This is a genomic window from Xanthomonas chitinilytica (assembly GCF_026107455.2).
In the GTDB taxonomy this organism is placed as follows: Bacteria; Pseudomonadota; Gammaproteobacteria; order Xanthomonadales; family Xanthomonadaceae; genus Stenotrophomonas; species Stenotrophomonas chitinilytica.
In genome coordinates this window covers 90918-102737 of sequence record NZ_JAPCHY010000011.1, presented here as the reverse complement: position 1 = coordinate 102737, position 11820 = coordinate 90918, and the positions used below count along the sequence as shown (strand labels likewise).

General features: G+C 69.7%; 14 protein-coding genes. 3 read left to right on the top strand and 11 right to left on the bottom strand.

The features are described 5' to 3' along the window. The first annotated feature begins 97 nt into the window (after positions 1 to 97). From OK345_RS13250 to OK345_RS13240, 3 genes are all read left to right on the top strand, one after another. Positions 98 to 868 carry an NAD kinase gene (locus tag OK345_RS13250; RefSeq protein WP_265128455.1) on the top strand — a complete coding sequence of 257 codons (771 nt, stop codon included), beginning with the start codon at positions 98 to 100 and terminating at the stop codon, positions 866 to 868. A gap of 86 nt (positions 869 to 954) precedes the next feature. Then, positions 955 to 1914, top strand: coding sequence for a 5'-nucleotidase (locus OK345_RS13245; RefSeq protein WP_265128454.1), 960 nt, complete (start codon positions 955 to 957; stop codon positions 1912 to 1914). After that, positions 1911 to 2630, top strand: coding sequence for a fused MFS/spermidine synthase (locus OK345_RS13240; protein ID WP_265128453.1), 720 nt, complete (start codon positions 1911 to 1913; stop codon positions 2628 to 2630). The genes OK345_RS13245 and OK345_RS13240 overlap by 4 nt, the downstream gene beginning before the upstream one ends. Positions 2631 to 3166: 536 nt before the next feature. On the opposite strand, the gene OK345_RS13235 is transcribed toward OK345_RS13240, so the two are convergent. The 11 genes from OK345_RS13235 to OK345_RS13185 form a co-directional block, all read right to left on the bottom strand. Then, positions 3167 to 3724, bottom strand: coding sequence for a DUF2939 domain-containing protein (locus OK345_RS13235; RefSeq protein WP_265128452.1), 558 nt, complete (start codon positions 3722 to 3724; stop codon positions 3167 to 3169). A 22-nt stretch (positions 3725 to 3746) separates the two neighbouring features. After that, entirely contained in the window at positions 3747 to 4217 is a 471-nt protein-coding gene (locus OK345_RS13230) for an SRPBCC family protein (protein WP_265128451.1), read from the bottom strand. Positions 4218 to 4295: 78 nt separating this feature from the next. Beyond that, a complete protein-coding gene (locus OK345_RS13225; protein WP_265128450.1) occupies positions 4296 to 4982 on the bottom strand; it encodes a DUF2461 domain-containing protein in 687 nt (228 codons plus the stop codon). Then, complete coding sequence (gene sbcB, locus OK345_RS13220; RefSeq protein WP_265128449.1) at positions 4979 to 6418, bottom strand: exodeoxyribonuclease I; 1440 nt, start codon at positions 6416 to 6418, stop codon at positions 4979 to 4981. The genes OK345_RS13225 and sbcB overlap by 4 nt, the downstream gene beginning before the upstream one ends. Before the next feature lie 94 nt (positions 6419 to 6512). Next, on the bottom strand, positions 6513 to 7883 hold the full coding sequence (locus OK345_RS13215; protein ID WP_265128448.1) for an FAD-dependent oxidoreductase: 1371 nt from the start codon (positions 7881 to 7883) through the stop codon (positions 6513 to 6515). Positions 7884 to 7902: 19 nt separating this feature from the next. Continuing rightward, positions 7903 to 9177 carry a kynureninase gene (gene kynU / locus OK345_RS13210; RefSeq protein ID WP_265128447.1) on the bottom strand — a complete coding sequence of 425 codons (1275 nt, stop codon included), beginning with the start codon at positions 9175 to 9177 and terminating at the stop codon, positions 7903 to 7905. Between the two features lie 77 nt (positions 9178 to 9254). Next, complete coding sequence (locus tag OK345_RS13205) at positions 9255 to 9782, bottom strand: 3-hydroxyanthranilate 3,4-dioxygenase (RefSeq protein WP_265128446.1); 528 nt, start codon at positions 9780 to 9782, stop codon at positions 9255 to 9257. Between the two features lie 32 nt (positions 9783 to 9814). Then, entirely contained in the window at positions 9815 to 10477 is a 663-nt protein-coding gene (can, locus tag OK345_RS13200) for a carbonate dehydratase (protein ID WP_265128445.1), read from the bottom strand. A gap of 79 nt (positions 10478 to 10556) precedes the next feature. Then, positions 10557 to 11195: an FMN-binding negative transcriptional regulator gene (locus tag OK345_RS13195; RefSeq protein WP_265128444.1), complete on the bottom strand. Its 639-nt coding sequence runs from the start codon at positions 11193 to 11195 to the stop codon at positions 10557 to 10559. Positions 11196 to 11201: 6 nt separating this feature from the next. Beyond that, positions 11202 to 11516: a hypothetical protein gene (locus OK345_RS13190; protein WP_265128443.1), complete on the bottom strand. Its 315-nt coding sequence runs from the start codon at positions 11514 to 11516 to the stop codon at positions 11202 to 11204. After that, positions 11513 to 11818 (bottom strand): hypothetical protein, encoded by a 306-nt coding sequence (locus OK345_RS13185; protein ID WP_265128442.1) that lies wholly within the window; start codon positions 11816 to 11818, stop codon positions 11513 to 11515. The genes OK345_RS13190 and OK345_RS13185 overlap by 4 nt, the downstream gene beginning before the upstream one ends. Positions 11819 to 11820: the final 2 nt, after the last annotated feature.

Below are 11820 nucleotides of genomic sequence, written 5' to 3'. Positions count from 1 at the left end.
CCGCCATCGCACGATGTCGCAACGACAGCCCCGCCCCCGGCGGGGCTGTCGTCTTTCCGGCGCCGGGTTATGCTCGCCACCTACGCCGGAGCCGACGATGACCGTTTCCCCACGAATCGCCTTTCTCGCCAGCGCTGCCGAACCCGCGCAACGCGCCCGCGCGGACATGGCCGCGCGCTATGGCGACTGCGAGCCCGAGCAGGCCGACGTGCTGTGCCCGCTGGGCGGCGACGGCTTCATGCTGCAGACCCTGCACCGCCATGGCGGCATGGGCAAACCGGTGTTCGGGATGAAGCTCGGCACCGTGGGCTTCCTGATGAACCAGTACCGCGACGACGACCTGGTCGCGCGCCTGGCCCAGGCCGAACCGGCGCACCTGCATCCGCTGGAGATGCTGGCGCAGACCGAATCGGGCACCACCACCGGTTCGCTGGCCTACAACGACGTTTCCTTGTTGCGGCAGACCCGCCAGGCCGCGCACATCAGCATCGACCTCAACGGCCAGACCCGGGTGGAGGAGCTGATCTGCGACGGCGTGCTGGTTTCCACCCCGGCCGGCAGCAGCGCCTACAACTACTCGGCGCACGGCCCGATCCTGCCGCTGGGGTCGCACACCATCGCGTTGACGCCATTGGCACCCTACCGGCCGCGGCGCTGGCGCGGGGCCATCCTCAAGGCCGATACCGAAGTGCGGTTCCGCGTGCTCGATCCCTACAAGCGCCCGGTCAGCGTGACCGCCGATTCGCACGAGACCCGCGACGTGGTCGAGGTGACGATCCGCGAATCGCGCGAGCGCCGGGTGACGCTGCTGTTCGATCCCGAACACAACCTGGAAGAGCGCATCCTCAGCGAACAGTTCATGTTCTGAGGCGCCGGCGCGGCGGGGTCGCAGCCGCTGCGACCGGCAGCGGCTAGAATCGCGGCCACACGATCCTTTCTTCCGGTCCGGCATCCATGGGCGACAACACACCAAGACTCCTGACCGTGGCGGTGACGTCGCGGGCGCTGTTCGACCTCGAGGAGAGCCACGCGCTGTTCGAGGCCGAGGGCGTGGAGGCCTATGCGGAATACCAGCGCCAGCACGAGGACGACGTGCTGCGGCCCGGCGTGGCGTTCCCGGTGGTGCGCAAGCTGCTCGCGCTCAACCAGGGCGCCCCGGAGGAGACGCCGCGGGTGGAGGTGATCCTGCTGTCGCGCAATTCCGCCGATACCGGGCTGCGCATCTTCAACTCGATCCAGCATTACGGCCTGGGCATCGTCCGCGCCACCTTCACCGCCGGCGAACCGACCTGGCCGTACGTCAAGCCGTTCGGCACCGACCTGTTCCTGTCGGCCAATCCCGAGTCGGTACGGCGTGCGCTGGTGCATGGCATCGCCGCGGCGACGATCCTGCCCAAGCCGCCGGGCGAGGCCATCGAGGCGGCCGCCAACCCGGTCGATACCGGGCGACCGGCCAGCCAGCTGCGCATCGCCTTCGACGGCGACGCGGTGATCTTCGGCGACGAGAGCGAGCGGATCTCGCGCGAGCAGGGAGTGGAGGCGTTCGGCCGCCATGAGCGCGAGCGCGCGCACGAGCCGCTGAGCGGCGGCCCGTTCCGCAATTTCCTTTCGGCCCTGCATGCGCTGCAGGCGGCGTTCCCGGCCGGCGACGCGGCGCCGATCCGCACCGCGCTGGTCACCGCGCGCTCGGCGCCGGCGCACGAGCGGGTGATCCGCACCTTGCGCGAATGGGGCGTGCGCCTGGACGAGGCGCTGTTCCTCGGTGGCCGCCACAAGGGGCCGTTCCTGGAAGCCTTCGGCGCCGACATCTTCTTCGACGATTCGCAGCACAACATCGACAGCGCCCGCCAGCACCAGAGCGTGGCCGCCGGACACGTGCCGCACGGCATCGCCAACCTCGTCCGCCAGGAATGAGCGGGCCGGCGTACGTTCGCCGGACGTGGCGCTACCTCGAGCTGCAGTTCCGCGGCGAGGTCACCCAGACCCGGATGCTGCGCTGGAGCCCGGATCGGCTGCATGTCGGCTATACCCGCACGATGCTGTCGGCGCTGTGGCTGCACCCTGCTCCGCGCAGCATCGGCATCATCGGGCTGGGCGGCGGCGCGCAGGCGAAGTTCTGCCATCGCCACCTGCCGCAGGCGCGGATCGAGGCAGTGGAAAGCGACGCGGGCGTGCTGGCGCTGCGCGACCGGTTCCGCATCCCGGCGGACAGCGAGCGGTTGCAGGTCGTCCATGGTGACGGTGCGCGCTGGCTGCGCGACCATCGCGGCCGCTACGACCTGCTGCTGGTCGATGCCTACGACGTGCAGGGCATCCCGCCGGCGTTGTCGACCCGGGAGTTCTACGACGATTGCCGCGCCGCGCTGACGGCGGACGGCGTGATGGCGGGCAATCTCTACGCCACCGATGCCCGCCAGCATTTCGCGCGCTTGCGGCGCAGCTTCGACGGGCGTGCGCTGAGGCTGGACGAGCCGGGCATGAGCAACCAGGTGGTGATCGCCTGGAACGGAGATCCGCAGCCGGGCACGGTCGCCGCGGGGCTGGCCGCATTGCCGTGGCGCGCCCGTGGGCAGTTGCGTTCGGGTTTCGAGCGACTGGCCGCGGCCTGGGGGCGCAACGCGTCGCGTTGAGCCGGCCGCCGGGGAGGCGGTTCTCCCGTTTCCACGACCGCTGGCATGGCGCCGCCGGGGGGGCGGCGCATCCTCGCTTCGGATGCCGGGGCCGATGATCGTCACCGCGAGGCGCTTTTTCGACGGCCCAGGGGCGGGTAAAAAAACATCGTCCCCGCGTAGACGGGAGATGCTTCACAACAGTGCGAGGCACTGCTCACCCAGCGACTTTCGCCCAGGAAAGGCCAAGGCACTGGATCCCCGCCTACGCGGGATGACGGCAACGGTTCTGTTGGCTGCTCCATGTGTTTTTCAACAGCCGAAGTGCTTTTCAACAGCCGAAGCGCTTTTCAACAGCCGAATGGCCGGTCATGGCCGGTCATGGTTGGCCGGGCGGGAGGCGCTTCCGGCACCGGCCGGCTGCTCACCCGGCGACGTTCGCCTGGATCGCAGTGCAGGTCGCCGGGCGACCGGCGGTTTGCGCTGTCGCGGAGCGTTTCCCGCCCGCACGGCAGCGACGGCGGAAACGCCGCATGCATCCGGTTCGACAACGCGCTCTAGCGATACTGTTCGGGAGTATCGAGCGGCAGGCGGATATCGGTCAGCCGCCAGCGCAGGCCCTGGCGGCTGAGCACGAACACCACCGGGCTGCCGTCGGCGGTGTGCACGGTGGCGGTGAAGCGCGATGGCGATTCGTAGTGGTGCTCGGCGTCCTTGAGCGGGCGCGCCGGGGTGGTGGGGGCATAGGTGTCGCCGCCGACGGTATCGCCGCTCGCGCGTTTCCACAGGGTGCGGCCCTGCAACAGGGCGGCGATGCCGGCCGGCGTGACCAGCGTGTCGACCCCGGCCCCGGCCAGGTTGCCGGCCAGCGACAGCGCCACCGTGCCCAGCAGGCTCGATTGCATCTCCGGCCCGGCGCGGCGGACCACGTAGTCGCCGAGCTGGGCCTTCATGTTGACCCGCAAGGTGGGGAAGTCGACGTGCCGGGACAGCCTGCCGGTGTCCTGCCGCTCGATCGCTTGGCCGATGCCGCGGATGGCCAGCCAGGGGCCGGCGACGACATAGGTCGCCAGGGCGAGCAGCAACAGCAGCGGCGGCAACAGCCATTTCTTCATCGATCGCTCCGGGGACCGGCGTTCAGTCGTGGCGGGTCTGCGCTTCGGCCCACTGCTTGAGCATCAGCAGGGTTTCCGCCCAGGCCTGGCTGCAGAAGCCCAGGAACTCGTTTTCCGGGTCCCAGCCGATATGGCGGAACTCGACCACGGTGAAGGGTTCGCCTTCCTTGTCCATGCCGCGCCAGTGGCCGAGGCTGGCGCGCCGCGACAGGTCGAAGCAGACGTGGGTGCCGGTCCATGCCGAGGCCGGGCTCTGCAGCGGGTGGTCGCTGACGATCTCCCAGCGGATGCGGCGGTCGGGCAGGGCCTCCAGTACCTTCATCCGCACCAGCCCATGGGCCGGGCCGGGACTGTGCGCCAGCACCCGCGTACCGTCCTCCTCGCTTTCGCTGTGTGGCGCCCACCAGCGGCCCAGGCCTTCGGCGTCGACCAATGCGCCGTAGACCGTGGCGACCGGTGCGTCTATCCATATCTGGTGGTGGATGCTGGCCATGGCGGTTACCGGGCGGACACGACCGCTTCAGGGTGCCGCAATCGGCGGGGCGGTGCGTGAAACGGATGTTCAGGCCGCTCAGAATTCCAGGTCGAGCGCGGCGCACAGGTAGTCGACGAACGGGCCCAGCGCGACCAGGTCGGCGGCCAGGGTCTGGCGCAGCCGCGGGCCGGTCATGACGGCATCCTCGAGCGGGCGCCAGAACACCCAGTTGCGGTGCTTGAGGTCGTCGATGAACTCGAAATCGGCCGGGAAGCCGCGCGGCGGCCGCACCAGCTTCTCGCTCTGGTCGAAATCGAACCGGCGACGCAGCTTCGGTGCGTGCGCGGCGGCCTTCCAGCTGCCGGGGTTGTCGAAGATGAAGTGGCGGATGCGGCGCTGGGTGTCGGGCTCGGGGTGCCACAAACCGGCGCCGACGAAGCTGCTGCCCGGTTGCAGGTGGATGTAGAACGAAGGCGCGGCGACCTGCTTGCGGCGTTCGTGGAACAGGCGTGCGCCCTGCCAGCTCTTGTACGGCGACTTGTCGTTGGAGAAGCGCGCATCGCGGTAGATGCGGAACAGCGAGCCGCCGACGGTGCGCGGGTCGGCGCGGAACCGTCCGCTGACCTTGGCCAGGTCCGGCTGCAGGTCGGCGATCAGGCGCAGGAACGGCTGCCGCACGTGCTCCTCGTACTGCGGCTTGTGCTCGGCGAACCAGGCCTTGTCGTTGTGGCGGGCCAGGCCGCGCAGGAACTTGAAACTGGCGTCGCTGAAATAGGCGGTCATAGCGATTGCTGCAGGTCGTGGCCCCAGTCGGCGAGCTGGTCCAGCAGCGCCAGTTTCGGGGCGTCATCGGTGTGGGTGGCGCGCAGTTCGTCGATCTGCACGAAGTACTGGGCCAGGTTCTGTTCGCCGAGCGCATCGTCGCCGAGCAGGCGCTGGCGGCGATAGTCGTCCCAGCGGGCGCGGTCGCCGGCATCCAGGGTCTGCGGATGGTTGCGGGCGCGGTAGCGGAACAGCAGCTCGGGCAGGCGCGGGTCGCGGAAGCGGCCTTCCAGTTCGGCCAGCGCCTGCGGCGGGACGGTGCGCACCTTCGGCATCAGCGCCTTGTCGCCGTCGGCCAGGAAGCCGTCGTACAGCGAGGCGTCGACATCGACCGGGCCGGCGGGGCGTTGCCCGGCGAATACCCGGCGCGCCTTCTCCGCCAGTTCCGGGCCGATCGCGCGCAGCTGCGCGGCCTTGTCCAGGACGGCGGCCGGGTCGATGGCCAGGCGCTCGAAATCGGCCGCACGCAGGTGGTTCCAGGCCACCAGCGCCGGCACCTTGTTCAGATGCACTTCCTTCAGCGGCACCCGCTGCTGGCCTTCGGGCAGGTCGGCGGCGCGGGTATACAGGCGCGCGGCGATCTCTTCCGGCGACAGTTCCAGCAGCGCCTGCGGGTCGCCTTCCAGGTCGAACACGATCACCCGGTTGTTGATGTGCGGGTGGCGGGCCAGCGGCAGCACCGGCGCCGCGCACAGGCGGCTGGCCGGGTAGCGCATCGAGACGTGCAGCACCGGTTCCATCGCCACCACGTCGAGCAGGCCGCCGACGAAGCGCTTGTCGCGCAGTTTCAGCGCGTAGTCCCACAGGCGCGGCTGCGCCTGCCGGAACCTGCGCGCCATGCCGAGGGTGGCGTACACGTCGGACAGCGCCTCGTGGGCGTCGCCCTCGCGCACGCCGTTGGCCAGCGCCAGGTGTTCGAGCTTGAACGAGGTGGCGCCGTCCTCGCGCAGCGGCCATTCGATGCCCTCCGGGCGCAGCGCGCGCGCCAGCCGCAGCATGTCCAGCAGGTCCCAGCGCGAGTTGCCGCCGCGCCACTCGCGCTCGTAGGGATCGAAGAAGTTGCGGAACAGGCCGTAGCGGACGAACTCGTCGTCGAAGCGCAGGGTGTTGTAGCCCAGCGTGCAGGTCTGCGGGTGCGACATCAGCTCGTTGATGCGGGCGAACGCCTCGGCCTCGCTCACCCCTTCGGCCAGCGCGCGTTGCGGGGCGATGCCGGTGATCAGGCTGGCGACGGGCGAGGGCAGCAGGTCGTCGGCCGGCTTGACGAAGAAGCTCACCGGCTCGTCGACCACCTGCAGTCCGGCATCGGTGCGCACCGCCGCGAACTGGGCGATGCGGGTACGGCGCGGGTCCTGGCCGAAGGTTTCGAGATCGTAGAAGAGGAAGGTTTCGGGCATGGGCGGCTCTACCGTCGGCGGGTCATCCGTCGGCCGTGGCGACGGCATCGTTCCGGGGCGGCCGGAACATCCAGGGAGGCACGGCGCGCGGACATCAGTGCGCGCCCTCCAGCACCGGCAATCGTTCGTGCACGATGCGCTCCAGCGCCGCCCAGTCGATGTGCTCCAGGCTGTCGTGGCCGGCGGTGGCGTCGGCCAGGATCCGGCGCTGGATCCCGGTGCGCTCCAGCGCGACGGCGTACGGGGTGTGCAGGAAGGTGACCATGGTGTAGTGCGGTACGAAGCGGGTCGGCCAGCGCGCCTGCAGCGCCTGTTCCAGTTCGCGTTGCAGCAGGAACGCCGGGTCGGCGACGTGGTCGCGCATCTCCAGGTAGTTCTCCAGCGCCATCCGCTGGATCGCCGCGGCATTGGGCTTGCGCTCGGCCTCGAACGCGGCGAAGGCCGCGGCGGCCGAATCGCAGTGGAGCAGCTTGTCGGCCAGCGCCACGCAGTCCTCGAACGCGCAGTTCATGCCCTGGCCGTGGAACGGCACCATCGCATGCGCGGCGTCGCCCAGCAGCACCGCGCGGCCCTGCAGGTGCCAGCGGTCCAGGTACAGGGTGCCCAACAGTCCCGGCGGATGCTGTTCCCAGTCGCGGCGCAGGTTCGGGATCAGCGGCAGCGCATCGGGAAAATCGCGGGCGAACAGCGCCTCGGCCTCGGCGCCGCTGCGGACGGTGGCGAAGGCCGGGTCGCCCTCGTTGGGCAGGAACACGGTGACGGTGAAGGTGCCTTCGTCGTTGGGCAGGGCGATGCACATGTAGCGGCCGCGCGGCCAGATGTGCAGGGCGTTGGGCTCGATGCGGAAACCGCCGTCGGCGGCCGGCGGGATTTCCAGCTCCTTGTAGGAGTGGTCCAGGAACTCGGTGTCCTCGCCCAGCGGCGACTTGCGGTTCATCGCCGCGCGCAGCGCCGAGCCGGCGCCGTCGGCGCCGATCAACGGCGTGGAGAAGTGGATGTCGTGCGGATGGTCGTTGCGGTCGTCGATGAAGCGCGCATAGCCGGCATCGAAGTCCACCGTGTGCAGGCGACGGTGGAAGTGGATCCGCGCGCCGGCCTCCTCGGCCAGCTGCAGCAGGGTGATGTTGAGGTCGCGGCGGTGCACCGACCAGATCACTTCGCTGTCGTCGCGGCCGTAGCGCTGCAGCTGTTCGCCGCCTTCGCGCGGATGCACCATGCGCCCGCGCATCATCACCGCCTTGGCCATCACCGCCTCTTCCACGCCGGCCTGGCGCAGGGCGTTGCGGCCGCGTTCGGCCAGGGCCAGGTTGATGGAACGGCCGGACTCGTAGTCGGAGATGCGCGGATCGCCGCGGCGCTCGTACACGGTGATGCGCCAGCCCTGGCGCGACAGCAGGATGGCCAGCAACGAACCGGCCAGCCCGGCGCCGATCAGGGTGAGGGAGCGCGAGGGTTCGGCGATCAAGTCAGTGGTCCGTATCGGTTCAGACGCCCGCCCATGCTTCCACTTCCTCGACGAAGTGGTAGACGTCGCGGTAGCGGTTGTACAGCGGGGCGGGCGAGATGCGGATCACGTCGGGCTCGCGCCAGTCGCCCAGCACGCCCACCGACTGCAGGTATTCGAACAGCGAGCGTCCCTGTTCGCGGCCGCCGGCCACGCGCAGCGACAGCTGGCAGCCGCGGCGTTCCGGCTCGGCCGGGGTGACGATCTGCAGCACGTTGGCAAGGCGCGCACGCACCAGCGCCTCCAGGTAGCCGGTGAGCTGCAGCGACTTGCGCCGCAGCGCCGGCATGCCGGCCTGGTCGAACAGCGCCAGCGACGCCCGCAGCGGCGCCAGCCCCAGCACCGGCGGGTTGCTCAGCTGCCAGCCTTCGGCACCGAGGGCCGGGGTGAACTGCGGCGCCATCTGGAAACGGGTGGCTTCCTCGTGGCCCCACCAGCCGGCGAAGCGCGGCAGGCTGGTGTCGCGCGCGTGGCGTTCGTGGACGAAGCAGCCGGCGACCGCGCCCGGGCCGCTGTTGAGGTACTTGTAGTGGCACCACACCGCGAAGTCGGGAGCGTCGTCGTGCAGCGACAGCGGCAGGTTGCCGACCGAGTGCGCCAGGTCGAAGCCGACATTGGCGCCCTGTGCCCGCGCCAGCCGGGTGATCGCGGCCAGGTCGAACGCCTGCCCGCTGCGGTACTGCACGCCCGGCCACAGCACCAGCGCCAGCCGCGGGCCGTGCTCGGCGATGGCCTGCTCGATCGCCTGCATCGAGATCGTGCCGTTGGGTTCGTCCGGCTGCAGCTCGATCAGGTCGGTGGCCGGGTCGAAGCCGTGGAAGCGGATGTGCGATTCGACCGCATGGCGGTCGGTGGGGAACGCGCCGGCCTCCATCAGGATCGCAGGCCGCTCGCGGCTGGGGCGGTAGAAGCTGACCAGCATCAGGTTGAGGTTGACGCTGAGCGTGTTCATCGCCACCACTTCCGACGGCAGCGCGCCCACCACCCGCGCCAGCTGCTCGCTCACCAGCCGGTGGTAATTCATCCAGCGGGTGGGACCGGTGAAGTGGCCTTCGACCGCGTGCTGCGCCCACAGGTCCAGCACCTCCTGCACCATCGCCTTGGCGCCGCGCGGCTGCAGGCCGAGCGAGTTGCCCACGAAATAGGTCTGGTCGGCGTTCTGGTGCTGCGGAAAGATGAACTCGCCGCGCAGCTGCCTGAGCGGATCGGCGGCGTCGAGGGCGATGGCGTGGGTGCGGGACAGCGTGTCGGTCATCGGCGGAGTGCGTGTCGGAACCAACCGGCAGTTTACCCGCCGCCCGCAGGTTGCGGCCGCCGCCGCAATGCCGTGGTTCAGCCGTTCGTCGCCGGCTGCGGCAGCGGATCCAGGTGGCCGCAGCGCGTGCAGGTGCGCAGTTCCGGGCTGGCGTGGTAGCGCGCGAACACCCGGGGCAGGTCGGTCTCGATGTTCTCCAGGTGGAAGAACTCCTCGTGCAGCTTGTGGTTGCAGCGCTCGCAGTGCCAGATCACGCCGTCGCGCTCGTGCGGCAGGCGCTTGCGCTCGACCACCAGGCCGACGCCGCCGGGCGGGCGCCGCGGCGAGTGCGGTACCCGCGGCGGCAGCAGGAAGATCTCGCCGGCGCGGATCGGGATGTCGCGTACCGTCCCGTCCTCCTCCTGCACCTTGAGCACCATCTCGCCTTCGAGCTGGTAGAACCACTCCGGGCCCTCGTCGTAGTGGTAGTCGGTGCGCGAGTTCGGCCCGCCCACCACCATCACGATGAAGTCGCCGTTGTCGATCATCTTGTTGCCGACCGGCGGCTTGAGCAGGTGCCGGTGTTCATCGATCCAGGCCTGCAGGTTGATGGGGTTGGCGAGCATGGGCGTATCCGGTGCTGGAGGTGGCGGGGGCGTCAGTCGCGCTTGCCCTGCTTGGGCACGCTGGCCAGTGCCTTCTCGTAGGCGGGCAGCAGATCCTCGGCGGCGGCGACGTCGATACCCATCTCGCGCACCAGGCCGTCGCGCAGGCTGTAGACCCAGCCATGCACGGTCAGTTTCTGGCCGCGCGCCCAGGCGTCCTGGACGATGGTGGTGTGGCAGGCGTTCATCACCTGCTCGATCACGTTCAGCTCGCACAGGCGGGCGTGGCGCAGTTCGGGATCCTCGATGCGCGCCAGCAACTCGGCATGCTTCTGCGCGACGTCGCCGACGTGCCGCAGCCAGTTGTCGGCCAGGCCGACGCGGCGGTGGGTGAGGCTGGCGTGCACGCCGCTGCAGCCGTAGTGGCCGACGATCAGGATGTGCTTGACCTTGAGCAGTTCCACCGCGAACTGGATGGTGCTCAGGCAGTTCAGGTCGGTGTGCACCACCACGTTGGCGATGTTGCGGTGGACGAACACCTCGCCCGGGGGCAGGCCGATGATCTGGTTGGCCGGCACGCGCGAATCGGAGCAGCCGATCCACAGGTACTCCGGGCTCTGCTGGCGCGACAGGCGATCGAAGAAGCTGGGGTCCTCCGCATGGACCTTGCTGGCCCATTCGCTGTTGTTCTTCAGTAGCTGCTTGATGCTGATCATGCGGTTTTCCGGAAAAGTCGGAGGGGAGGGGTTTCCTGCAGGATGGAGGGCATTGCCGCCACCGGCCGGGATTTCGGGTTCAGCCGGCCGCTGCATCCTCGCCGCGCCGCCGTCGCATCCATTGCGCGAGCTGGCGCGCGTCGTCGCCGGCTGCTCCGGCGAGCGCGGCGATCACGGCATGCTGGTTGGCGTCGGGATGGTTCTGGCTGAGCTTGAGCTTGATCTGCACGGCGTCCGGCCGGAAGCGGAAACCGACGATGCCGCGCAGCAGGGCCGCATGCGGTGGATGCGTCGGGTCGAACGTCCAGTCGCTGCCGGCACCGGCTTCGAAGCGGGCGCTCATGCGCTGCATCAGCCCGGCCAGCGATGCGTTGTCGGTGAACGGCTCGAGCCGCCCCTCCAGTTGCGCGGCGGCGTAGTTCCAGGTGGGAACGCGCGAGGCACTTTCCTTGTCCGGATACCAGGAAGGAGAAACGTAGGCGTGCGGCCCGTGTACCAGCAGTCGTGCCGGCCCGGCGTGGCCGGCCTGCGGATTGGGCCTGGCCCAGTGGCCTTCAATCAGGATCCCGTCTGCATCGCGCCGGTACAACACCGGCAGCAGGCTCGGGCAGGGCAGACCGTCGGCGCCGGTGGTGAGCAGGGTGGCGAACGGATCGTGGACGAACAGCCGGTCCAGCCACTCCAGCTCGGTCTCGGCAAAGGCGGCCGGGGTGAACACGGGACCTCAGGCGCGCCCGCCGAGGCTCTGCACCATGCGCCCGCGCAGCTCGTCGTCGTTGCCCGCCTGCGGCGGCTGCACTTCATGCAGGGAGAAGCCACGCACCAATGCGTCTTCCTCGTCCAGGCCGTCGAAGGCGACGAACTCGGCGTCGAACAGCTGCGCGCGGGCGGTGTCCTCGCTGTCGTAGCTCAGGGTGTTGCCGTCGCTGTCGAGCACCTCGGCGGTGCCGGCCGGGCGTACCCGCAGCCGTGCCCAGATCAGGGTGTTGCCGAGGCTGGCGAGCCACCACTGGTCGCGGTGGGAGGAATCGTCGTTCATGTCTGTACCAGGGAGAGCAGCCAGAGCAGGGCGGCCATGCCCAGTCCGGCCAGCAGGGTCAGCAGCGACACCCAGGCCGGTGTCGCCAGCCCCGACAGCGAACGGTCGGGGTGTTGGCGGTAATCGCGCATCAGCAGCCAGCGCAATGCGTCCGGGCGCAGGAAGGCGCCGGCGCCGAAGCGCTCGGCCAGCGCCGGGTGGCGGTCGCGGATGTGGACCAGGGTCAACGGCCAGAAGATGACGAAGGCGCTGAACCCGGCAATCGCGACGCCCACGAAGCACAGCGCGAAGAACAGGGACATGC

Coding starts and splice junctions, on each gene's coding strand:
- kynU (WP_265128447.1), bottom strand. CDS start 9,177: ATGACCGACACGCTGTCCCGCACCCACGCCATCGCCCTCGACGCCGCC.
- can (WP_265128445.1), bottom strand. CDS start 10,477: ATGATCAGCATCAAGCAGCTACTGAAGAACAACAGCGAATGGGCCAGC.
- sbcB (WP_265128449.1), bottom strand. CDS start 6,418: ATGCCCGAAACCTTCCTCTTCTACGATCTCGAAACCTTCGGCCAGGAC.
- OK345_RS13230 (WP_265128451.1), bottom strand. CDS start 4,217: ATGGCCAGCATCCACCACCAGATATGGATAGACGCACCGGTCGCCACG.
- OK345_RS13225 (WP_265128450.1), bottom strand. CDS start 4,982: ATGACCGCCTATTTCAGCGACGCCAGTTTCAAGTTCCTGCGCGGCCTG.
- OK345_RS13190 (WP_265128443.1), bottom strand. CDS start 11,516: ATGAACGACGATTCCTCCCACCGCGACCAGTGGTGGCTCGCCAGCCTC.
- OK345_RS13250 (WP_265128455.1), top strand. CDS start 98: ATGACCGTTTCCCCACGAATCGCCTTTCTCGCCAGCGCTGCCGAACCC.
- OK345_RS13240 (WP_265128453.1), top strand. CDS start 1,911: ATGAGCGGGCCGGCGTACGTTCGCCGGACGTGGCGCTACCTCGAGCTG.
- OK345_RS13245 (WP_265128454.1), top strand. CDS start 955: ATGGGCGACAACACACCAAGACTCCTGACCGTGGCGGTGACGTCGCGG.
- OK345_RS13205 (WP_265128446.1), bottom strand. CDS start 9,782: ATGCTCGCCAACCCCATCAACCTGCAGGCCTGGATCGATGAACACCGG.
- OK345_RS13235 (WP_265128452.1), bottom strand. CDS start 3,724: ATGAAGAAATGGCTGTTGCCGCCGCTGCTGTTGCTGCTCGCCCTGGCG.
- OK345_RS13185 (WP_265128442.1), bottom strand. CDS start 11,818: ATGTCCCTGTTCTTCGCGCTGTGCTTCGTGGGCGTCGCGATTGCCGGG.